Annotated in this window: 17 protein-coding genes, 1 tRNA gene and 1 pseudogene; 10 read left to right on the top strand and 9 right to left on the bottom strand. The window is 71.4% G+C overall.

What is annotated here, in order from left to right:
* The first annotated feature begins 27 nt into the window (after positions 1-27).
* The 3 genes from ACFSL4_RS06830 to ACFSL4_RS06820 all read left to right on the top strand — a co-directional run bounded on the left by ACFSL4_RS06830 (position 28) and on the right by ACFSL4_RS06820 (position 4,050).
* Positions 28-2,463 (top strand): phosphoribosyltransferase, encoded by a 2,436-nt coding sequence (locus ACFSL4_RS06830; protein ID WP_381079589.1) that lies wholly within the window; start codon positions 28-30, stop codon positions 2,461-2,463.
* Positions 2,460-3,272 (top strand): HAD family hydrolase, encoded by an 813-nt coding sequence (locus ACFSL4_RS06825; protein ID WP_381079587.1) that lies wholly within the window; start codon positions 2,460-2,462, stop codon positions 3,270-3,272. The genes ACFSL4_RS06830 and ACFSL4_RS06825 overlap by 4 nt, the downstream gene beginning before the upstream one ends.
* Before the next feature lie 103 nt (positions 3,273-3,375).
* Entirely contained in the window at positions 3,376-4,050 is a 675-nt protein-coding gene (locus ACFSL4_RS06820; RefSeq protein WP_381079585.1) for an O-methyltransferase, read from the top strand.
* A 7-nt stretch (positions 4,051-4,057) separates the two neighbouring features.
* Here ACFSL4_RS06820 and ACFSL4_RS06815 read toward each other — a convergent pair whose 3' ends face one another.
* Positions 4,058-4,285, bottom strand: a complete 228-nt coding sequence (locus ACFSL4_RS06815; RefSeq protein WP_381079583.1) for an FmdB family zinc ribbon protein — start codon at positions 4,283-4,285, stop codon at positions 4,058-4,060.
* A 468-nt stretch (positions 4,286-4,753) separates the two neighbouring features.
* On the opposite strand from ACFSL4_RS06815, the gene ACFSL4_RS06810 reads away from it, so the two are divergent.
* From ACFSL4_RS06810 to ACFSL4_RS06800, 3 genes are all read left to right on the top strand, one after another.
* Positions 4,754-7,201 (top strand): transglycosylase domain-containing protein, encoded by a 2,448-nt coding sequence (locus ACFSL4_RS06810; RefSeq protein ID WP_381079674.1) that lies wholly within the window; start codon positions 4,754-4,756, stop codon positions 7,199-7,201.
* A complete protein-coding gene (locus ACFSL4_RS06805) occupies positions 7,092-8,294 on the top strand; it encodes a polysaccharide deacetylase family protein (RefSeq protein WP_381079581.1) in 1,203 nt (400 codons plus the stop codon). The genes ACFSL4_RS06810 and ACFSL4_RS06805 overlap by 110 nt, the downstream gene beginning before the upstream one ends.
* A 151-nt stretch (positions 8,295-8,445) precedes the next feature.
* The gene (locus ACFSL4_RS06800) at positions 8,446-9,597 is read left to right on the top strand and encodes an amidase domain-containing protein (protein ID WP_381079579.1); all 1,152 of its coding nucleotides are present in this window, start codon (positions 8,446-8,448) and stop codon (positions 9,595-9,597) included.
* Positions 9,598-9,628: 31 nt separating this feature from the next.
* Here the strand turns inward: ACFSL4_RS06800 and ACFSL4_RS06795 are convergent, their stop codons facing one another.
* Together ACFSL4_RS06795 and ACFSL4_RS06790 are read right to left on the bottom strand one after the other, a co-directional pair.
* A complete protein-coding gene (locus ACFSL4_RS06795; RefSeq protein WP_381079577.1) occupies positions 9,629-11,146 on the bottom strand; it encodes a coiled-coil domain-containing protein in 1,518 nt (505 codons plus the stop codon).
* Between the two features lie 101 nt (positions 11,147-11,247).
* Entirely contained in the window at positions 11,248-12,042 is a 795-nt protein-coding gene (locus ACFSL4_RS06790) for a DUF4097 family beta strand repeat-containing protein (protein ID WP_381079672.1), read from the bottom strand.
* Positions 12,043-12,215: 173 nt separating this feature from the next.
* On the opposite strand from ACFSL4_RS06790, the gene ACFSL4_RS06785 reads away from it, so the two are divergent.
* Positions 12,216-12,290: transfer RNA gene (locus ACFSL4_RS06785), tRNA-Val, on the top strand.
* Positions 12,291-12,422: 132 nt separating this feature from the next.
* Here ACFSL4_RS06785 and ACFSL4_RS06780 read toward each other — a convergent pair.
* Together ACFSL4_RS06780 and ACFSL4_RS06775 are read right to left on the bottom strand one after the other, a co-directional pair.
* On the bottom strand, positions 12,423-13,706 hold the full coding sequence (locus tag ACFSL4_RS06780) for a DUF5933 domain-containing protein (RefSeq protein WP_381079575.1): 1,284 nt from the start codon (positions 13,704-13,706) through the stop codon (positions 12,423-12,425).
* Between the two features lie 783 nt (positions 13,707-14,489).
* Positions 14,490-14,831 carry a hypothetical protein gene (locus ACFSL4_RS06775; RefSeq protein ID WP_381079573.1) on the bottom strand — a complete coding sequence of 114 codons (342 nt, stop codon included), beginning with the start codon at positions 14,829-14,831 and terminating at the stop codon, positions 14,490-14,492.
* A 138-nt stretch (positions 14,832-14,969) separates the two neighbouring features.
* Here ACFSL4_RS06775 and ACFSL4_RS06770 point away from each other — a divergent pair, with 138 nt between their 5' ends.
* Both ACFSL4_RS06770 and ACFSL4_RS06765 read left to right on the top strand, forming a co-directional pair.
* Positions 14,970-15,887 carry an aminoglycoside phosphotransferase family protein gene (locus ACFSL4_RS06770; RefSeq protein ID WP_381079670.1) on the top strand — a complete coding sequence of 306 codons (918 nt, stop codon included), beginning with the start codon at positions 14,970-14,972 and terminating at the stop codon, positions 15,885-15,887.
* A gap of 193 nt (positions 15,888-16,080) precedes the next feature.
* Positions 16,081-16,986 carry a LysR family transcriptional regulator gene (locus ACFSL4_RS06765; RefSeq protein WP_381079571.1) on the top strand — a complete coding sequence of 302 codons (906 nt, stop codon included), beginning with the start codon at positions 16,081-16,083 and terminating at the stop codon, positions 16,984-16,986.
* Positions 16,987-17,051: 65 nt separating this feature from the next.
* On the opposite strand, the gene ACFSL4_RS06760 is transcribed toward ACFSL4_RS06765, so the two are convergent.
* Positions 17,052-17,963, bottom strand: a complete 912-nt coding sequence (locus ACFSL4_RS06760) for a ketopantoate reductase family protein (protein WP_381079668.1) — start codon at positions 17,961-17,963, stop codon at positions 17,052-17,054.
* A 234-nt stretch (positions 17,964-18,197) separates the two neighbouring features.
* Positions 18,198-18,963, bottom strand: a pseudogene (locus ACFSL4_RS06755) (MBL fold metallo-hydrolase); the annotation flags it as partial.
* A gap of 88 nt (positions 18,964-19,051) precedes the next feature.
* Between ACFSL4_RS06755 and ACFSL4_RS06750 the strand changes: the two are divergent.
* Positions 19,052-19,300, top strand: a complete 249-nt coding sequence (locus ACFSL4_RS06750; protein WP_381079569.1) for a DUF2277 domain-containing protein — start codon at positions 19,052-19,054, stop codon at positions 19,298-19,300.
* Here ACFSL4_RS06750 and ACFSL4_RS06745 read toward each other — a convergent pair.
* Both ACFSL4_RS06745 and ACFSL4_RS06740 read right to left on the bottom strand, forming a co-directional pair.
* Positions 19,272-19,871 (bottom strand): DedA family protein, encoded by a 600-nt coding sequence (locus ACFSL4_RS06745; RefSeq protein ID WP_381079567.1) that lies wholly within the window; start codon positions 19,869-19,871, stop codon positions 19,272-19,274. The genes ACFSL4_RS06750 and ACFSL4_RS06745 overlap by 29 nt on opposite strands.
* A gap of 199 nt (positions 19,872-20,070) precedes the next feature.
* Complete coding sequence (locus ACFSL4_RS06740; RefSeq protein WP_381079565.1) at positions 20,071-20,517, bottom strand: DoxX family protein; 447 nt, start codon at positions 20,515-20,517, stop codon at positions 20,071-20,073.
* Positions 20,518-20,875: the final 358 nt, after the last annotated feature.

Here is a 20,875-nt window from a genome sequence, read left to right as displayed (position 1 = left end):
GGCAGCGACATCAGTGACAAGGAATCGATGAAGAACGTGGTGTGGTCCGGGACGTGGGTGGCCGAACGGCTCGGGGTCGAACTCGTCGGCGACGACGAGCTGACCGGTCTGCTGGGGCTCGCGCTGCGGCGCAACCCCCGGCGGGCGCATCTGCTGGTCTCCAATGTGCTGGGCAAGCACGTCCCGCAGTCCCCGTCCGTCGTCTACGGCCACGGGCTCGCGCTCGGCCGCCGGGTGCGCGGCCTGCTGGCCGCCGAGAGCGAGGCCGGCGATCCCGTCGTCCTCGGATACGCGGAGACGGCCACAGGCCTCGGCCACTCCGTCGCCGACGGCATGGGCACCGTGCCTTATCTGCACTCCACCCGCCGCCCCGTCGAGGGCGTGGCGCGGGCCGGCGGCTTCGAGGAGTCCCACTCCCACGCCACCTCGCATCTGCTGCTGCCCGAGGATCCGCGCCTGCTGGCGGGCGACGGCCCGCTGGTCCTGGTCGACGACGAGTTCTCGACCGGCAACACCGTCATGAACACCATCCGTGACCTGCACCGGCGCCATCCGCGGGGATGGTACGTCGTGGTCGCGCTGGTCGACATGCGCTCGGCCGCCGACCTGGGCCGCCTGGCGGACTTCGGGAGGGAGATCGACGCCCGGATCGACCTGGTGGCGGCCGCCGCGGGGACCGTCCGGTTGCCCGAGGGCGTGCTGGAGAAGGGCCAGGAACTGGTCGCCCGGCATGAGTCGGCGGTACCGGACAGGGAGCGCCACGGCACGATCGGCCGCGTCGCGCTCGGCTGGCCCCGCGGTCTGCCCGACGGCGGGCGGCACGGCTTCACCCCCGCGCACCGGGCCCGTCTGGAGGCCGCGCTGCCCGCGATGGCCGCCCGGCTGGCCGAGGCGATACCCGCGGGCGCCCGGCGGGTGCTCGTGCTCGGCTTCGAGGAACTGATGTACGCGCCGCTGCGGCTCGCCCGTGAACTCGAGCAGGTGGTGGCCGCCGAGGTCCGCTACTCCACGACCACCCGCTCGCCCGTCCTCGCGGTCGACGACCCCGGCTACGCGATACGCAGCCGCATCGTCTTCCCGGCCCACGACGACCCTGCCGACGGCCCCGGAGAGCGCTACGCGTACAACGTCGCGGACGCCGGCTTCGACGCCGTCGTCGCGGTCGTGGACTCCGTGGCCGACACACCGGCCCTGCACGCCAGGGGCGGCCTGCTCGACCGGCTCGCCGCGCACGCCCCGCATGTTCTGCTCGCGGTCGTCCCCAGTTACGTCCCCGAGCCCCGGCACGTTCCCGAAAGGCCCGCCATGCTGCCCGAGCCCCTTCGCGGCCCAGCCTTCTCCTCGTACGCGCCCGAGGAGGTCGGCTGGCTGCTGCAGGACCTCTCGGACGTCACCCTGGAGGCGCCGACCGAGGAGCGCGAGGAGGCCATCCAGAGCGGCGGCGCGCACTACGCCGAGTCGCTGCCGGTGGAGTACCAGCCCAGCGAGCAGTACCAGGAGCTGTTCCACGCGGCGCTGGAGGCGTCCGCGGCCCGGCTCGCCCTGGCCGTCGGCGCGGTCACGGAGACCGTGCTCGCCGAACGGTCGCCCCGGCCGGTCCTGGTCTCCCTCGCCCGCGCCGGCACCCCCGTCGGTGTCCTGATGCGCCGCTGGGCCCGGCACCGGCACGGACTGGACCTGCCGCACTACGCGGTGTCGATCGTGCGCGGCCGCGGCATCGACGCCAACGCGCTGCGCTATCTGGCCGACCGGTACGACCCCGCCGACGTCGTCTTCGTCGACGGCTGGACCGGCAAGGGCGCCATCACCCGGGAACTCGCCGACGCCATCAGGGAGTTCGAGGCATCCGACGGCATCACGGGCTTCGACCCGGAGATCGCGGTCCTGGCCGACCCGGGATCGTGCGTACGCACCTACGGCACCCGGGACGACTTCCTCATCCCGTCCGCCTGCCTCAACTCCACGGTCTCGGGCCTGATCTCACGGACGGTGCTGCGTGCCGACCTGGTGGGCCCGCACGACTACCACGGCGCCAAGTTCTACCGCGAACTCGCCGGGGCGGACGTGTCGGTGGCCTTCCTCGACGCCGTGTCCGCCCGCTTCACCGAGGTCGAGGAGGCCGTCGCCGCGCGCACCAAGGAACTGCTGTCCGCCGACCGCACCCCGACCTGGGAGGGCTGGGCGGCGGTCGAACGCATCAGTGAGGAGTACGGCATCCACGACGTGAACCTCGTCAAGCCGGGCGTCGGCGAGACCACGCGCGTGCTGCTGCGCCGGGTGCCCTGGAAGGTCCTGGCACGCGCCGGGGCGGGCGCCGACCTGGGCCATGTGCGTCTGCTGGCCGAGCAGCGCGGTGTGCCCGTCGAGGAGGTCGCCGCGCTTCCGTACATGTGTGTGGGCCTGATCCATCCGAAGTACACGCGGGGCGCCACCGGAGCCGACGGCAGGGCGGTGGCCGCATGAAGCCCGTACTGGTCGCCAGTGACCTCGACCGCACGCTGATCTACTCCTCCGCGGCGCTCGCGCTGACCATGCCGGACGCTCGGGCGCCCCGGCTGCTGTGCGTCGAGGTGCACGAGAGCAGGCCGCTGTCGTACATGACCGAGACCGCGGCCGGGCTGCTCACCGACCTGGGTGACCGGGCGGTGTTCGTGCCGACCACCACCCGCACCCGCAAGCAGTACCAGCGCATCAACCTGCCGGGCCCCGCCCCGGAGTACGTGATCTGCGCGAACGGCGGCCATCTGCTCGTCGACGGCGTCAGTGACCCCGACTGGCACACGGCGGTCCTCGCCCGGATCGCCGAGGAGTGCGCGCCGCTGGCCGAGGTGCGGGACCATCTGGCGGCCAGCGCGGACCCGGTGTGGGTGCGCAAGCAGCGGGTCGCCGAGGACCTGTTCGCCTACCTCGTCGTCGAGCGCGAACTGCTGCCCGGGGAGTGGGTGAAGGAACTGGCCGTCTGGGCGGAGAACCGAGGCTGGACGGTGTCGCTGCAGGGCCGCAAGGTCTACGCCGTGCCGAAGCCGCTCACCAAGAGCGCGGCCGTGCGGGAGGTCGCCCGGCGCTGCGGTGCCGTACTCACGCTCGGCGCCGGCGACTCGCTGCTCGACGCGGACCTGCTGCTCGCCGCGGACCGCGGCTGGCGCCCGGGCCACGGCGAACTGGCCGACGCCGACTGGACGGCACCCGGGATCAGTGCCGTGCCGGAGCGGGGTGTGGCGGCCGGGGAGCGGATCCTGCGGGAGTTCCTGAAGGCGGCGCGGGAGGCGTAGGAGCGGGGCGGGCGGCGCGGGCGGCCCCGCTCCCGGGCGCGGGGCTACGGTGGAAGCGAGCGGGAACGCTCGGGACCTCGGGGCCGACACGGAGGAGGGCCTGGTGGCCAAGGGGAACGGGACGCCGCTGACCGAGGAGCTGTACGCGTACATGCTCGGGCACAATCCGTCGCTGGACCCCGTGCAGCGGATGCTCGTCGAGGTGACGCACACCCGGCTGCCGCTCCTGGCGGGCAAGCAGGTGGCCGAGGAGCAGGCGGCCGAGGAGCAGGGGCCGCTGCTGGCCTTCCTGGTGCGGCTGACCGGGGCGCGCCGGATCGTCGAGGTGGGGACCCTCACCGGGCTGTCGGCGCTGTCCATGGCACAGGCGCTGCCGCCCGACGGGACGCTGCTGACGTGCGATGTCTCCGAGGAGCGGACGCGGCGGGCGCGGGCGGCCTGGGCGAAGGCGGAAGTCGCCGACCGGATCGAGCTGCGCATCGCCCCCGCGCTGGAGACGCTGCGGGGGCTGCCGGCCGAACCGCACATCGACATGGCCTTCATCGACGCGGACAAGGACGACTACGGCGCGTACTGGGACGAGTTGGTGCCGCGCATGCGCCCCGGTGGCCTGCTCGTGGTGGACGACGTCTTCTGCCACGGCGGCGTCACGGACCCGGACGCGACCGGATGCGCCGCCGCCGTCAGGGACTTCAACGCGCAGGTGAAGGCGGACGAGCGGGTGGACAGCGTGATGCTGCCGGTGGCGGACGGACTGACCCTGGCGCGCCGGCGCTGAGCGGTGCTCAGCCGCAACAGCCCCCGCCGCAGCAACCGCCTCCGCCTCCGCCCGCGCGGGGCGCCGGCGCCGGAGCCGGAGCGGACGCCGTGCCGCCCACCGCGACGGTCGACAGGAGCTTCACCGTGTCGTCGTGGCCCGACGGGCAGGACGCGGGCGCGGAGGAGTCCGCCATCGGACGGCTCAGTTCGAACGTGTCGCCGCACGTACGGCAGCGGTACTCATAGCGAGGCATGCCCATAGATTAACGGGCGGTTCCGGGAGATCACGGGAGATCCCGGGACGTCAGAGTGCCGGGCGACCCTCCGTGAACCCTCCCAAATCTCCTTAATTTCTCCTCAATTTTTTCACTCCGATCAACTTCTGTCCGGTCTTCGGCGAAGCGATCACAAGGGGCACTGATAATTTATGGAGGCCGCGATGAGCCGCATGGTCGGGGGGCGGGCTCGCAGCCACAATGCGTGGCCACTGCAGACTCCCGCGCGCGCAGTCCGGGAGTGCGGAGGGAGACGCAACGTGACCGAGGCGGGGTTTCGAATAGGTGGCCGACAGTCCCTGGACCGTCCGTGCGCCGGGGCCCGTCGTGGCTGACGAACGCGGCGGAGGCCGCCCTCACCGCCGCCGGCCGCTGCCGAAGCGATCCCAGCCGCACCGCGCGCAGGACGATGCCCGGGCGGAGGAGCCCCTGGGGCCCGACGTCACGATGCAGTTGAGGCTCCCGGAGTCCCCGGAGCCCGACGTCACCATGCAGCTGAGGATCCCGGAACCCCTGGAACCGGACGTCACCATGCAGTTGCGGACGGTGCAGCCGGAGGGCTCCGGCGCCGGGCGGGACGGGAGCGCCCGGCGTTTCGCGCTCACTCGTGTCACGGGCCACCTCGCGCCGTACACACGCCGGCTGGCCCCGTACGCCCGCAGACTCGCCCCGTACGCCCGCAGACTCGCCCCGTACGCCCGCAAGCTGAAGCCGGTGTATCCGCGGGTGGGTCGCACCGGCTGGCGGCGCTGGATACCCTCCTGGCGCCAGTGGCTGGGGGCCGTGCTGGCCTCCGTCGGCCTCACCGCCACGTTCCTGGCCGTCGCTTACGCGGCCACGGACATACCGGAGAACCTGAACTCGTACGCCACCCAGCAGGACAACGTCTACTTCTGGTCCGACGGCACGCCCATGGCCCGCACCGGCTGGGTGCAACGGCAGGCCATGCCCCTCAAGGACATACCCCCGCAGGTCCGCTGGGCGGTGCTGGCGGCCGAGAACGAGAGCTTCTACTCCGACCCGGGGGTGTCCGTCTCGGGCATCACCCGGGCCCTGTGGCGCACGGTCGGCGAGGGAGACACCCAGGGCGGCTCGACCATCACCCAGCAGTACGTCAAGAACGTCTACCTGAACCAGAACCAGACGGTGAGCCGCAAGTTCACCGAGGCGATGATCGCCCTCAAGCTCGACAACAAGATGAGCAAGGACAAGATCCTCGAGGGATATCTGAACACGAGCTGGTTCGGCCGCGGCACCTACGGCATCCAGCGCGCGGCCCAGGCGTACTACGGCAAGGACGTGAGCCGGCTCAACGCCAGCGAGGCCGCCTTCCTCGCCTCCCTGCTGAAGGGCGCGGGCCTCTACGACCCCACGCTGAGCCAGGCCAACCACCGGCGGGCCGTGGAGCGCTGGTCCTGGATCCTCGACCGGATGGTGAAGATCGGCAAGCTGTCTGAGGACGAGCGCGCCAAGTACCGCACCTTCCCCGAGCCACTGAAGCAGAACCCCCTCTACGACACCGGTGAGCAGAGCGACTATCTGGTCGAACTGGCGGCGCAGTACGCCAAGAAGGCCGGACACATCTCGGACCAGCAGTTCGACCTGGGCGGCTACCAGATCTACACGACCTTCGACCGCACGCGGGAGGCCACGCTGACCAGCGCGGTGACCAAGGCCCGCAAACAGGCGAAGAGCGACCATCCGGGCACGGCGGCGACCGCGCACTACGGCGCCGCCTCGGTGGCCACCGACGGCCGGATCCTCGCCGTCTACGGCGGCCCCGACCACCGCAAGCAGGGCTACAACGAGTCCAATGCGAGCACTGTCCCGGCAGGTTCGGCGTTCCTGCCGTTCGTGTACGCCGCCGGCCTGGAACACGGCGTGCACAAGACCCGCGGTGGACCCGTGACGCCGGTCACCCCCGAGTCCGTCTACAACGGTGACGACGGTGTCCCCGTCACCACGCCCGAGGGGCCGTACTGGGACCGCAGTGGCAGAAAGGTCGCCGCCCACAACGACGGCAACAGGTCCTATGGACCGATCACCCTCAAGCGGGCGCTCGCCCGGTCCGTGAACACGCCGTTCATGCAGCTCGGCATGGACACCGGCCTCGGCAAGGTTCGCGAGACCGCGGAGGCGGCCGGGCTGCTGCCCTCCAGCATCGGCCGGCAGGTCCCCGCGCTGTCCCTGGGCAGCTCCACACCCAGCGCCATCCGGATGGCGAGCGGGTACGCCACGTTCGCCGCGGACGGGACCCACACCGAGCCGTACTCGGTGTGGCGCGTCACCCGCAACGGTTCCGCGGTCGCCCTTACGAAACCGGAGTCCCGCCGGGCCGTCGGCACCGCCGTGGCCCGCGACGTCACCGGGGCGCTGACGGAATCCTTCCGCCGCGCGCACCCCGATGGTGCCCCCGCCTCCCTGCAGGTGGCCGGAAAGGCGGGAACCACACAGGACGACACTGTCTCTTGGTATGTGGGGACGTCCACGTCCGTGTCGACGGCGGTCGTCGTCTACCGCATGGATCTGTCCAAGAGCCTGGAACCACTGCCGCTCGAAGGCGTTGCCGGCACCGCTGCGGACAGCGTCCCCTACGGCATCTGGTCCAAGGTCATGACGCAGTCCGGCCGGTCCCAGACGGCCGAGAAGCCCCACGTGTCCACCTCCCTCCCGGAACGAGCCAGCTATGACCAAGAGAACCGGCCGACGTCGCCGCGCCCGTCCTCCTCGCACAGCCCGTCTCAACAGCCGGGCGGGGTTCCTGACGCTGGCGACGTTCCTGGTCGTGGCGTCGGTGACGGCGACCTTCCTGGCGCTGACCCGACCGGGCAACACGGCCCCGGCGGCGTCGGCGGAGGCGGGCAGGACTCCCAAGGGCAAGGACTCGGCGGCTAGTACGGCCGGGGAGCCCGCGTGGGACGGCAAGACGAGGATCATCGGGGACGGCTCCACCTCGTACACCGGACCACAGAAAGGCGAGTTGAAGCCCGAACCACTCAAACCGGGTGAGAAACCGCCCCAGTTCGTCGTCTTCTCCTGGGACGGCGCCCTGGAGGGCGACGACCGTCTCTTCTCGCACTACCGCGAGATGGCCAAGGAGTACGACGCCCATATGACCTTCTTCCTCACGGGCATCTACCTGCTGCCCAAGAGCAAGAAGGACCTCTACCACCCGCCGCAGCACTCCGTGGGCTCCGCGGCGATCAGCTATCCGACCGACGAGCACATCCGCACCACGCTGGAGCAGCTCCGCAAGGCGTACGACGACGGCAACGAGATAGGCACCCACTTCAACGGCCACTTCTGCGGCGCCAAGGGCGGCGGCGACTGGAGCGTGCAGGAGTGGAAGAGCGAGATCGACCAGTTCTACTCCTTCGTGGAGAAGTGGAAGACCAACACCGGCTACGAGGACATCGCCCCGCTGCCCTTCGACTTCAAGAAGGAGGTCACCGGCGGCCGTGCGCCCTGCCTGGAGGGCCAGAAGAACCTGCTGCAGGCCATCAAGAGCTACGGCTGGCGCTACGACGCCAGTTCCCCGGGCGACTTCCAGATATGGCCGACGAAGAAGAACGGCATATGGAACTTCCCGCTCCAGATGCTCCCGTATGAGGGCGGCAAATACCAGGGTCTCTCCATGGACTTCAACTTCCTCTACAACCAGTCCGGCGGGGAGACCAAGGGCGACCCGGCGAAGTACGCCCAGTGGGAGCAGACGACCGTCGACTCCTACATGGCGGGATTCAATCGCGTCTACTACGGCAGCCGGGCACCCCTGTTCATCGGCAACCACTTCGAGGACTGGAACGGCGGCATCTACATGAGGGCCATCGACCAGGTCGTGAAGAACGTGTGTACGAAGAAGGGCGTGAAGTGTGTGTCCTTCAAGGAGTTGGCCGACTGGCTGGACGTACAGAAGCCCGGGACCCTGGAGCGGCTGCGCAGCCTGGACCCGGCCCAGTCGCCGGACTGGTCGACCGTGGTGAAGTGAGGCCGCCGCCCTCTGTATCGCTTCTGCAACCCCCTTCACGAGAGCCACACATGGCATGCGAAGATGCGGCTCCCGGTATCGAGTACCGGCGTAGAGGGGAACATCATTGAAATCAAGAAAACTGAGCCATAAGCGGCGTCGCACGACCATAGTGACGGCCGCGGCCGCCTCGGTCGCCGCCGGCGTGGCGCTGCTGCCCAACTGGAGCGCGGGTGCGGCGAGTGTCGCCGACCCCACGGTGGACCCGTCGACCAAGGCCACCTTCCAGCGGCTGGCGGACGCGGTTTTCACCGACCGCACGGACGCCCTGGTGGACGGCAGGAAGAGCAAGCGGAACAAGCCGCTGGCGTCGCGCTTCTCCGGCGATGTACGGCTGTCCGCCAGGCAGTCACGCGACGAGAGGTCCGCGCTGTCGCAGCTGCGGGGCCGCAAGTTCCGTCTCGCGGCGCTCGGCGAGAAGTACAGCGCCGCCACCACGAGTGTCTCGCTGGACCGCACCCGGGTGAAGGGCCGTCACGCGACCGTCGACGTCACCGAGACCACGACGCTGACCTACAAGAAGGTGCGCGGCAACGAGCCGAAGACCACCGGCTTCCAGGCTCACCACCGGCTGACGTTCAAGGCCGACCGCAACGGCGACTGGCAGCTGACCGGCATCCGTGACACCGACGACGGTTACCTCGCGGTCAACCAGGTGTCCGAGCCGCCCGCCGCCACGCCGTCGGCCGCCACACCGGACACCGCCGCCGACGACGGCCCGCCCGAGGCGACCCGCTCGGCCACCACGCGGCCCGCGCCGGCGAAGCCGAAGGACTTCTCCGCCACGGGCTACGACTACAAGGCCATGGCGGCGTACGCGGCCAAGTACTGGAACAAGTACAACCCGGACTACCCGGACTTCAACGGGCAGGGTGCCGGCGGCGACTGCACCAACTTCGTCAGTCAGTCCCTGAAGGCCGGCGGCTGGAAGCACGTCCCCGGGTACACCAACGACTTCCACAAGTGGTTCGGCAACGCGGAGATCCAGTCGGACTCGTTCGTCGGCGTCAACGAGTTCTCCTGGTTCGCCCTGTCCTCCAAGCGGGTCACCAGCCTGGCCAACGTCTACCAGATGGACGTGGGCGACGTGCTGCAGATGGACTTCAACAAGGACGGGTCCAAGGACCACTCCATGATCGTCACCTACCGCAGCCCGCAGGGTGTGCCGTATGTGACGTACCACTCCACCAACACCTACAACAGGTCGGTGGCGAGCATCATCGCGTCGTACCCGAACGCGGCTTACTACGCCTACCGCACCTGAGAGGTGCTCTTCGGGGGCGGGGGGACGGGTCTCAGTGCCCGGCCCCCCGTTCCTCCCGGATCCGTGCCACCACGCCCGCGACCGTCCGGCGCACCGCCTCGGTCTCCGTCAGGAAGTGCCAGTAGTCCGGATGACGGCCCTTAAGGGTGGCGATCGCGCGCTCCAGCCGGGCCACGGAGTCGTCGAGCGGGCCGGCGTGCCGCGGATCGGGTGTCGTACGCCCCGCCATGGCCAGCCGCTGCGCGTCCCGGATCGCGAACCGTGTCCGCTCGATCTCCTGCTGCGGGTCCTTCTGCACGGCGTTGAGCCGCCGCAGCCGGTCGCCGGCGGCGGACACCGCCTCGTCCGTCGTGTTCAGCAGCGCCCGCACGGTCGACAGCAGCGAGGTCGCGTCCGGCCAGCGCTGCGCGTCGCGCGCGGCCTGTGCCTCCTTCAGTTTCACCTCGGCCTGCCGTACGGTCTCGGCGGCCTGCTCCGGCACATGCTGCAGGTCCTGCCAGCAGGCGGCCGCGAACCGCCGCCGCAGCTCGCTCAGCACGGGCTCGACCTGACCGGCACGCGTGGTCAGCGCCTGCGCCCGGGTGCGCAGGGACACCAGCCGGTGGTCGGTCTCGGCGGCCCGTTCCGGAAGCCGCTCGGCCTCGGTGCGCACGGCCTCGGCCTCCCGGGCGACCCGCTCGGCGCGCTCCAGGGTCTGGGCCACGCCGTGCCGGCCCGCCCCCTGGTTGAGCCTGGTCAGCTCGGGGGCGAGAGCGGCCAGCCGGGCGGCGAGGTCGTCCGCTGTCAGGCCCGTGGCCCGCACGGTGTCCAGGGCGTTGCTGGCGGCGAGCAGGAACTGGCGGGCGCGCTCCACGGCCGGGGCGAGCCGGGCCAACTGGGTCTCGGCCTTGCCCAGCAGCGGCCCGAGCCCCTCACCGAAACGATCCAGCTCCCGTTTGACACGGGTGAGTTCGTCCTTGGCGGCGGTCAGGTCCGACCGGGCGCGGGAGGCGGCGGAGGCGTCGAGATCGACCCGGTCCAGGTCGTGCGCGTCCACCGCTTTGATGTACTGGTGGCTGACCTCGTCGATACGCCTCCCGAGCGCCTCGAAGTCGCTCAGTGCGCGACGGGCGGCGGGGGAGTCGTCGACCGCGGCGATGGTCTCGATCGAGATCCGCAGATCGCGCTGGGCGGTGTCGAGCTCGTAGAAAGCAGCCGCGGCGGCGTCCTTCGCGGCCTGCGCCTCGGCCCGCTGCCCCTCGCCCCGACCCCCGAACCACCGACGCGTCCCGCCCCCGGCGAACGCCGCGGGAAGCAGCAGGGCGGCGACAAGGGGGACGCCGAGCAGGACGAGGGCATCACGCACCGGGGTGGGGGGCCGTGAAGACCGGGGGACGGGAACCCGGCGCGGCGCCTGGCCGGCCTGTCGGCCGCCGCGTCCGGCCGGCGCAGGACACGGAGTGCTCGTGGGATCCGGGCAGCGGCTCGGCGAGCGGTGGTGCGCGCATGGCGCAAACGGCGTGTACGGCTGCGATGGTGTCGCCGTCACATCCCTCTCCCGTGCTGTCATCCGTCCTGCCCGGTGTCATTCTCCCACCGGTTGAGGACGAACACACGGGGCAGTCGGTTCGCCGTGCCGTGGCCGGGTCGGCACCCCCCGGACCGCGCGGTCTATCCCGCCGCCCTCACCGTGATCGACCCGTCCCGCGTCCGTGCGTCGACCACATGGGAACTGCTCGGGTCTCTGGGGACGGACACATGGACCGAGCCGTCCTCGGCACGGGTGGACACACGGTAGGAGCCGTGCGGCAGCGTGATCGTCACCGAGCCGTCCTCGCTGCTCGACTCCACGCGGTCGGGGACGACACGGAGTTCGAGGTGCACCGAGCCGTCCCGGGTCCCGGCGTGCACACGCCGCGCACCCACCCCCGTCGCCCGGATCGACCCGTCGCCGCTGTCGAGCGTCAGCGGCCCGGTCGAGTCCGTCACCCGCACCGAACCGTCCCCGGTCCGTATGCTCAGCGACTCCTTGAAACCCCGCGCCCGCACGCTCCCGTCCCCGTCCCGGACCTTGACGGCGACCCCGCGCGGCACCTCGATCCGGTGCTTTGCGGAGCAGTCCGCGACCAGTCCCGAGCACTTCAGCCGCAGCACGAGCCGGTCGTCCTTCATGACCCAGGTCACCCGGGGGCTCCCGCCGACCACCACCGACCCCTTGAACCACCGTGTGACCTCGACTTTGTCCACGTCGGCCGGAACGATCTCCAGCGCCGAGTCGTCGGAGTCGACGGTGAGCGTACGACCGTGCAGCGCGAAGGAACGGTGGTCCGGATGCGGGTCGTCCGCGGCGTCGTTCCCGCAGCCGGCGGCGGCCGCGACGAGCACCGCGACGACTCCCGCGACGGCGACTGCCCGGACATGTCGCGCACCCTTGGTACGCGCAGCGTGCGCGGCGGCCGAGCCCATACGATCCATGAGGTCCCCCTGAGAGCAGAAGCGTCCTTCGACCGTACGCATCCGCGCTCTCCGGGAGGATCCGGCCCACTCCCGGAACGAGGGTGGGGTTAACCCCCGCACCCTCCGCCGTATTACGGTTTGCGGATCACACCCTCGGGCAATGTAGGCTGTCGACTCGTCCTGGGCGCGTAGCTCAGTGGTAGAGCGCCGCCCTTACAAGGCGGATGTCGGCGGTTCGAAACCGTCCGCGCCCACCAGTCGCAGGGCACGAGAAAGGCCCAGGCCAGCGGGTGACACCCGGTGACCTGGGCCGGCACGCCGCCTCCACCGCCCACCGGCTTTCCGGTCTCACCCGGGAAGCGCTCGGCAGGCGATCGATGCGACATGACTCAAACCGGTTCGGACTGCGGTTCCGGTTGCCGCGCCGGTACGGCCCTCGGTTCCCACGGTGTGGTGGTCCGCACATAGCGGTAGACCACCGAGGCCATCGCCAGTACGAGAACCGGTCCGTAGACCCACGGATAATTCGCCAGCTCCAACGGCAGATAGCGATATGACACCAGGAGCGCGGCGAAGACGGTGGCGCCGTGGGCGACCAACCGGATCCCCGACCGGTCCCAGCCGCGGTCGTGCGAGCGCAGAGCCGCCTCGATGGTGAGTGTGAACACCACGCCGGCGAGGAGATCCGCCCCGTAGTGGTAGCCGAATCCCAGGGTGGCGCCGAGCGTGGCGATCAGCCAGAACGTGCCTGCGAATCGCAGAGCCCTCGGGCCCTTCCGGGTATGAATGAAGATCGCGGTAGCCCACGCCGTGTGCAGGCTGGGCATGCAGTTTCGCGGGGTGATCTTGTCGAACGGCATGGGGTGCGGGGTGCCGACCGGTGGCGGCGTTCCCGGCCACACATCGGCCACCGCCCAGTGGCCGGTGAACTGCGTATGCGACCACAGGGTGACCGACGCCCAGTGCGCGGTGCCGTCGCCGTAGGCGAAGACCGGTCCGACCACCGGGAAGATCATGTAAATGGCCGGCCCGAGGAGGCCGATCAGCAGAAAGGTGCGCACCAGATGATGGCCCGGGAAGCCGCGCTCGGCCGCCACGTTGCGCAGCTGGTACAGCGAGACGAGGGCCGCGGCAACCGCGAGTTGACCGTAGACGAAGTCGAGAAAATTGAAGCCGATCGGTCCGGCGGCCGTGACGATCCGGCCCACCAGCCATGACGGGCTGCCCAGCGCGTGATCGGCGGTCTCCACGTATTGGTCGAGCACCCATGGGCGCGAATTCGCGGTGATGAGCAGCCAGGTATCTCCGGCCTTGCGGCCGGCCACCAGCAGCAGGCCCAGCCCGACGCCCTTCAGCAGCAGAACGCGTTCCGGGCCGGTGCGGCGTGTGACAGCGATGACCGCACAGCCCAGAATCACCCACAACGCGCCGTTGCCGAAAGGGTGGCCGTCGGTCATGTTGACGCCTGCCATCCACCGGACCAGCAAGAGGACGACGTCGATGCCGACCGCGGCACCGGCCGCGATGAGCCGTTGCCGCCAGGGGAGCACCACCAGCATCAACGCCATGCCGGCGTACAGCAGAAAACCGGATTTTGGGGGGAATATCAGCTCTCGCGCTTGAACGGTGATGGGCCCCGGCGCACCGTAGCGACGTGCGGCGATCTCCAGCATGACAAGGAATCCGAGGGCCGCCGCGCCCGCCGCGACCCCGAGTACCACCCGTGGCCGACGCCATGCGGAGAGCCTTGTTCCGCCTTTTATTCGCGAAAGCGCCCGCGATGATATGGATATCAATTGTTTGACCAGTTTGCTGTGTTTTGGTCGAATAGGTTACTTATTGCGATGGGTGGCATGTTTTTCCGGTGAAGAACGGGTGATGGGGGCGTTAGTCGCAAGTTCGAGCATGTTATCGAAGTGACGCATGGGTTTCCGCCGGAATATGTTTTGTGTTTGGGTGGCATGGCCGACCTGTTCCTGGCCGCCGGACGGGAAGATCCCCGTGCCGGCAGAGGCTTCGGCGCGGGCCCGGAGTCATGGGGGCCGACAGCCTGGATGCCGCCGATGCGGGACCGTTTCGTGCAGACGGCTGCGCACTGCGGCTCCGGAACGGATCGGGGACCGAGGGTCTCCAGCAGCCGGTTGGTCAGGGCCGCGGCCGAGTGGGGGTAGGCGCACCAGAGGACCCCGGCTGTCTGCAAGCGCGAGATCCGGCCCTGCCGTACCGGGTTCTCTTGGCTCCGGCAGCCGTTCGACCGCCGGGTCCGTGGAGGGCTGATGCGCAGGCGCAGCCGGCGAGGAGAGGTCGTCAGGGGCCGGGGTGGACGGTCGGCCACCGGTTCGAGGGCGGGGCCGGGACTCGTCCGTGCCGTGGGGCCGACTCGAGTGCCTGCAAACACCCCGGCCGCTCCCGGCCGGGGCCTCGGGGTTTGTGTTCCCCCGCTGCCCGCGCGACGGCTATGTCTCCCGCGACGGCTCCTCGGCCGGGTGCTTCAGGCGCATCCGCGCGTCGACCTTTTTCTCGGTCGCCACCTCCGACCAGAAGCGGTGGCCGGAGACGAACACCGCGAGCTCCCGCTCTCGCCGACGGAGCTTCTCCACCTCGGCCTGCTCGTTCTCGGTCCAGCCCGGGGAGGCGGGGCGCTCCACCTTGCGCCAGCCGGTGTCGTCGCTGAATCCGTCCAGCGGTTCCACCGACCAGGGAAGCCGCTTCAGCAGGGCCAGGAGCTCTGCCCGGACCTGATGCAACTCCTCCTGACCGGCGAGGAGGTCACTCGGAAAGTCGTAGGTCGCAGCCACGGCGCAATGCTACGCCTGTTCGATTTTTGGATGCGAGTCGCTTCCCTCGCTACACCCGAACGGTTGTGGGTGAGCGCTGGACGTCACGAACGGCGGGCCGCTGTCCGGCTAGCGTGGCTCCGCATGACCGACACCGGCATGACCGACACCGAGACCGAGATCACCGCGGAGCTGGTCCGGGACCTGCTGCACGACCAGCACCCCGACCTGGCCGAGCGCCCTGTGCGCTTCGGCGCGCGTGGCTGGGACAACCAGGTGTGGCGGGTCGGCGACGACCTCGCCGTCCGGCTGCCCTGGGCGACCCTCTCGGCGGACGCGCTGTTGCGAAAAGAGCACGCCTGGCTTCCCGTTCTCGCCCCGCACCTTCCCTTGCCGGTCCCCGTCCCGCAGCGCCTGGGCGAGCCTTCCGAGCGGTTTCCGCGGCCTTGGATCGTCACCACCTGGGTGCCGGGAACGCCTGCCGACCGGGCCCCCGCCACACGCGCCGCGGAGGCGGCCGACACCCTGGCCGCCTTTCTGACCGCCCTTCACCGACCTGCCCCCGACGGGGCGCCGGCCGGCCGTGACCGTGGAGGGCCGCTGACCGACCGGGCCGAGGGGTTCGCCCAGACCCTGGCCTCGGCCGCCGAGTCGGGGCTCATCCCTGACCCGGACGCCGTCCGCGCGGTCTGGGAGGACGCCGTCGCCGCGCCCGAGTGGGCGGGGCCGGCGCTGTGGCTCCACGGCGACCTGCATCCGGCCAACGTCCTCACCGCGGACGGCACCTTCTGCGGCGTGATCGACTTCGGCGACCTCTGCGCGGGCGATCCGGCCTGCGATCTCGCCGCCGCGTGGACACTGCTGCCGGACGGCGCCGTCGAACGCTTCTATGCCGCCTGTCGGCCCACCCCGGACGCAGCCACCCGGCGTCGCGCCCGCGGCTGGGCGGTGCTGAAAGCCCTCGTCTGCATCCTCATCGGAGAGGCGGGTGTCCGCGGCCGTCCGGGCGGCAAGCGCACCTGGGGCCCACCCGCACATCACGCGCTGAGACGTCTCGTCGCGACGGCCCACCAGTGACCAGGCCCCCGGCCTTCGGCGCCAGACGCTTCGGAACCGCCGGCCAAGACCCACACGGTCTGACCCACACGGTCTGACCCACGCGCCTCCGGGCCGGTCCACGGTACCGGCCCGCAGGGGCCGGACCCCGCGGCCCGCCGCGGTCCGGCCCACCCCGCCGACCGTCCGTGCGCGGCGGATACCTTTGGTGCCCGTGACCCTTGATGATCTGCGCGTCTTCGTCGCCGTCTGCCGGGCCGGCAGCCTGAGTGCCGTGGCCCGGGAACTGGGGTGCACCCAGTCGGCCGTCAGCCAGCACGTACGGCGGCTGGAGCGCGAGGTCGGGGTGGGGCTGCTGGAACGGCAGTCGCGCGGTGTCGTGCCCACCCGGGCCGGGCGCGTGCTCCACCAGGCGGCCGAGGAGGGCATGTCGGGGCTCGACCTGGCGCTGCGCAGGCTGGCGGAGATCGCACGGGGCGACGGCGGTGTCGTACGGATCGCCACCGGCAGTGTCACCGTGCGGCACTTCATGGCCGCGGCGGTGGCCGAGTTCCGGCGGCAACACCCTGAGGTAAGCCTTGAGTTCCGGACCGAGAGCTCCAGCCACAGTTGCGTGGACGCACTGCGGGAGCCCGGGCTCGATCTCGCCTGGGTGACCCTGGGGGCGCCCGTGCGCGGGGTCGAGCAGCGCCCGGTCGTCCGGCTGCCCTGGGTGCTCGCGGTACCCGCCGCCGACGAACTCTCCGCGCGGGAGCGGATCGAGGCCGCCGACCTGGCGGGGCTGCGGCTCATAGGGCTGCCCGAGGGCTCCACCTCGCGCATCCAACTCGACGCCGCCTACGCCAGATTGGGAATACCGGCGGTCGCCTCCGACACCAGCGTCGCCGACTGGGACACCGCCATCCTGCTGGCCGAGCTCGGTGTCGGCCACGCGATCGTGCCGGACCTGCCCGGCTGGCGCGACCACGGCCGACCCGGGCTGCGGTTCATCCCCGTGCCCGAGCTGCCGCCGCTCACCGTCGGCTGGGCGGCGCGCCGCTGGGACACGCTGTCCCCGTCGGCCCGCGCCTTCGCCGGCACGGTCGTCCGGCACAACGCCCCGTCCGACGCCTTGCCTTGACGGCGCCGCCTTGACGGCGCAGTCCTGATGGCGCCGGTTCGCAAGGGAGTTCAGGACGACGGCCGTCAGGAGCCCGGGAAGGACCGGCCCAACTCCGCCACGAGCCGCGCCGCCACCGGCACCTCCACCCCGTTCCGCTCCGCCGCCCGTAGCAACGCGCCGCCGATCGCGTCGAGTTCGAGCGGGCGTCCCGCCTCCACGTCGCGCTGCATCGACGACTTCATCTCGGGTGGGAAGGCGTCGTAGCGGGCGAGCGCCGCCGCCGCGTCCGTGGCCGCGCCGCTTGCCCGGCCCACTGCGGCCGTCTCCTCCACCAGGGACACCAGCTCTTCACGGTGTTCACTGCGGATGACACCGAGCGGCGCCCCGTACCGGGTGGTCAGCAGCGCGAACGGGGCGAGGAACGCCATCTTCGACCACAGCGCCGCCGCCTCCCCGTCCAGGACCCGGACCCGCACCCCGGCCCATTCCAGGGCGCCGGCGAGCCGGTCGAGCCGGTCCTGCGACACGGCGTCCCCGGTCAGGTCGACCTCCACGAAGGGGCTGCCGTGCTCGATCACCCCCGGCGCCAGGCGGGTCGACTCCACCCGGATCACCGCGGGGGCCACGCGGGAGTCGCCGTAGCGCTCACGCAGTGCCGCCGGGTGTTCCACGCCGTTCAACAGCGGTACGACCAGGGCGTTCTCGCCCGGTGCGGTGGCCGGGACCCGCTCCAGCGCGGCGTCGAGCGAGGTGTGCTTGACGGCGACGAGCACCACGTCGGCCGGCTCGCGCAGCTCCGTGTCCGCCTCGACCCGTGCCGTGAAATCGCCGAACCTGTCGCTGCGCACACGGATGCCCCGATCCCGCAGCGTCCGTGCCGATGCGTCGCCCGCCAGGCAGATCACCCGGTGCCCGGCCCGGGCGAGCAGTGCGGCGAGCAGACCGCCGACACCGCCGGGGCCCAGGACCGCCACGGTGAGGTCGTCGTTCGTCATGTTCCGTCCCCGATCATCGTCCCGACCGACGTCCCCGGTCACAGTGCCGGTCGCCGGGGTCGCCGTGCCGGGGCGCCTGTTCGGGGACTCTCGGAGATGATCACAAGGGGCCCCGATTCCAGTCAATCCTCCAAGAAACTTGCCTACCTCCAAGAGAAGTCTTGGGGGTGGGGTGGGGGCGGGCCCACGGGCCACTCTGCGCCCCGCCCTCCTACAGGCCGGGCTCCTGCCCCGCAGCCGTACCGAGGAACCCGGTTCCAGCAGGTGCAGACGGTCCGTCAGGCCCGCCTTTGCGAACGCCTTCCTGAGCATGGTGCCGTCCTGGGGGAAGTGGGCCCAGTGCTCGAAGTGCAACGGAACGACATGGCGGGCGCCGAGGATCCGGTCCGCCTCGGCGGCCGCCTCGCTCGTGAGCGTCAGGGGGCGTCCGGGACCAGCGGGGTGCGGGCGGCACCGGCGAACAGGACGGCCACGTCGACGGGGCCGACGCGGTCGGCGATGGCGCGGACCGCGTCGAGGGAGGCGTTGTCACCGCTGACGTAGACCGTCGGCAGGTCCGCGCCCGACAGGACGAAGCCGGTGACCTCGCCGACGAGCGGCTCGCTGCCCTCGGGGCCGTGCAGCGCGGGCACGGCGGTCACCCGCAGCACTCCGCCCGCCGGGCGCGGCAGCTCCACCTGCTCCCAGGACCGCAGGGCCCGGACGGGGCACCGACGCGCTCGTACGCCGAGGCCGTGGACAGGGTCACCGGGGCCTCCGTGAGCAGGTCACGGCCCGCCGAGTCGAGATTGTCCGGGTGCTGGTCGTGCGAGAGGAGAACAGCATCGACGGGGGTGATCTCCGTCGCCGGGACCGCCGGCCCCGCCGTCTTCACCAGGCTGCGCGAGCCGACGGGGTACTCGCCCGGCGGATCGAAGGTGGGGTCCGTGAGCAGGCGTACGCCGCCCAGCTCGACGACGGCGGTGGGGCCGCCCACGTACAGGATGTCGACAGAGTTCATGCCGATCAGAATCCGGCGGGCGACCGGGCTGTTCCCGGGATCGGTGCAAAGGCGGGCGAAGACGGGGCGGCGGCGCGAGACTGGACCCATGTGCCGCAGTATCAAGACGCTCCGCCCGCCCGCGATCCCCGAGGAGGCCACGGAGGAGGAGGTCCGCGCCGCCGCGCTGCAGTTCGTGCGCAAGGTCTCCGGTTTCCGTGCTCCGGCCGCACACAACCGTGAGGTGTTCGATCACGCGGTGGACGCGGTCGCCGCGGCGACCGCCGAACTGCTCGCGGGTCTGCAGGTGCGGGGAGGGGCCCGTTCGGCTAGTCCCGCGGGGCCGGGCGGCGCATGAGGTAGGCCGCGCCCGCACCCGCCGCGAACAGCACCGTCACCGAGACGCCCGTGGCCAGCCAGGTCGCGCCCAGCCACTGGCCGCCGAAGTAGCCGAGGGCCACGCTGTACCCCGCCCAGGTGAGGCCGGCCAGCGCCGACCAGGGCAGGAAGTCCCGGGCTCGGCGGCGGGCGGCACCCGCGCCGAGGGAGACGACCGAGCGGCCCGCGGGCGCGAACCGCGCCAGGATCACCAGCGCACCCCCGCCGCGCGCGAGCGCCGCGCCGAGGCGTTCGTGCGCGCTCGTCAGTCGGCGCGAACGGGCGATCGCGCGGTCCAGTCGGGCGCCGCCGCGCCAGGCCAGGCGGTACGCCACCAGGTCGCCCAGGACCGAGGCCGTCGCCGCGCACGCGACGAGCCAGAAGACGTCCGGTACGCGTGTGACTGCGGACCCCGCCGCTGCCGCGGTCGCCGCCGCGATCACCAGGACACCGCTCGGCAGCAGCGGAAGGAAGACGTCCAGCAGGACCGATGCGGCCACCACGGGGTAGATCCAGGGGCTGTCGGCCAGCGACCCCACACTCTCGAGCACCCGTATCTCCCCGTCCCACTCCCCAGAGGCACCTGCGTACCGCGACGTCACGGGGAGCGGCAGGAGCGCCTTCGACAGCCGTACAGCGTACGCGGCCGGGACGGGAGATGCACCGGGGGTCGGTGAGGCGGCCGGGACGCCTGCCGTGTCCGGGACGCCTGCCGCCGGTCCCAGGACGTCTGCCCAGGTGCCCGGGGCATCAGGCCGTGATGGGCTCCGAGGACTGCTTGTCCACGGTGGCCGAGCGGGAGGCCAGCAGGCGGTCGAGGCTGAAGGCACCGGAGCCGGTGAAGGCCAGCAGCAGGAAGCACCAGCAGAACAGCACCGGCAGCTCACCGCCGTTCTGGATCGGCCACAGGGCCACTGGCTGGTGCATGTCGAAATACGCGTACGCCATCGAGCCCGAGGCCACGAACGCGGCACCCCGGGTGCCGAGGCCGAGCAGCACCAGGCCGCCGGTGACGAGTTCGATCAGGGCCGCGTACCAGTCGGGCCAGGTGCCGGCGGGGATGGTGCCGCCGTCACCCGTCGCACCGCCCAGGACACCGAACAGCCAGGCGGCGCCGTGGCAGGTGAAGAGGAGGCCGATCACCATGCGGAACAGGCCGATGGCGTAGGGCTGAGCGTCGTTCATGCGTGGGGCCATGAGGGGGCTCCTTCGGTCTGGCCCGGTCCGCGGGCGGACCGGTCGTGGGGGCGGAAACCGATTCGGCCACCAAAGTAGGCAGACCTCCGCGAGGTCCGCAGGTCGGCACAGGACCGAATGGCGGCGGGGGCCCTGCCCTTGACGGTGAATCAGGCGGCGGGTGGGCGCGGTGCCGCGTTCGCCAGCCGGTGGCGGGAACCGTCTGCGGCACGCGGCGGACGCAGGAGTCATCCGAACGGCCCGGCGGTAAGCCGGTGGTGCGCCGGTGGTGCGCCGGGACGGCGCCGCGGGCGCGACTGTGCCGGCCGCGCCGTGGCGAGGGGGCCGCCGCGGCCGGGTGCGTGAGGCCGGGCAGGGC

Origin of the sequence: Streptomyces caeni (assembly GCF_042678285.1) — a bacterium.
Classification (GTDB): domain Bacteria; phylum Actinomycetota; class Actinomycetes; order Streptomycetales; family Streptomycetaceae; genus Streptomyces; species Streptomyces caeni.
Note: the sequence above shows the minus strand (reverse complement) of the source record. Positions and strands in the feature narration are given on the sequence as shown.

What these genes read in the sequence shown, in the direction of transcription:
- ACFSL4_RS06830 (WP_381079589.1), top strand. Translation starts at nt 28, where the DNA reads ATGAAGAACGTGGTGTGGTCCGGGACGTGGGTGGCCGAACGGCTCGGG.
- ACFSL4_RS06825 (WP_381079587.1), top strand. Translation starts at nt 2,460, where the DNA reads ATGAAGCCCGTACTGGTCGCCAGTGACCTCGACCGCACGCTGATCTAC.
- ACFSL4_RS06815 (WP_381079583.1), bottom strand. Translation starts at nt 4,285, where the DNA reads ATGCCTCGCTATGAGTACCGCTGCCGTACGTGCGGCGACACGTTCGAA.
- ACFSL4_RS06810 (WP_381079674.1), top strand. Translation starts at nt 4,754, where the DNA reads ATGCAGTTGAGGCTCCCGGAGTCCCCGGAGCCCGACGTCACCATGCAG.
- ACFSL4_RS06795 (WP_381079577.1), bottom strand. Translation starts at nt 11,146, where the DNA reads ATGACAGCACGGGAGAGGGATGTGACGGCGACACCATCGCAGCCGTAC.
- ACFSL4_RS06790 (WP_381079672.1), bottom strand. Translation starts at nt 12,042, where the DNA reads ATGGGCTCGGCCGCCGCGCACGCTGCGCGTACCAAGGGTGCGCGACAT.
- ACFSL4_RS06780 (WP_381079575.1), bottom strand. Translation starts at nt 13,706, where the DNA reads ATGCTGGAGATCGCCGCACGTCGCTACGGTGCGCCGGGGCCCATCACC.
- ACFSL4_RS06770 (WP_381079670.1), top strand. Translation starts at nt 14,970, where the DNA reads ATGACCGACACCGAGACCGAGATCACCGCGGAGCTGGTCCGGGACCTG.
- ACFSL4_RS06760 (WP_381079668.1), bottom strand. Translation starts at nt 17,963, where the DNA reads ATGACGAACGACGACCTCACCGTGGCGGTCCTGGGCCCCGGCGGTGTC.
- ACFSL4_RS06750 (WP_381079569.1), top strand. Translation starts at nt 19,052, where the DNA reads ATGTGCCGCAGTATCAAGACGCTCCGCCCGCCCGCGATCCCCGAGGAG.
- ACFSL4_RS06740 (WP_381079565.1), bottom strand. Translation starts at nt 20,517, where the DNA reads ATGGCCCCACGCATGAACGACGCTCAGCCCTACGCCATCGGCCTGTTC.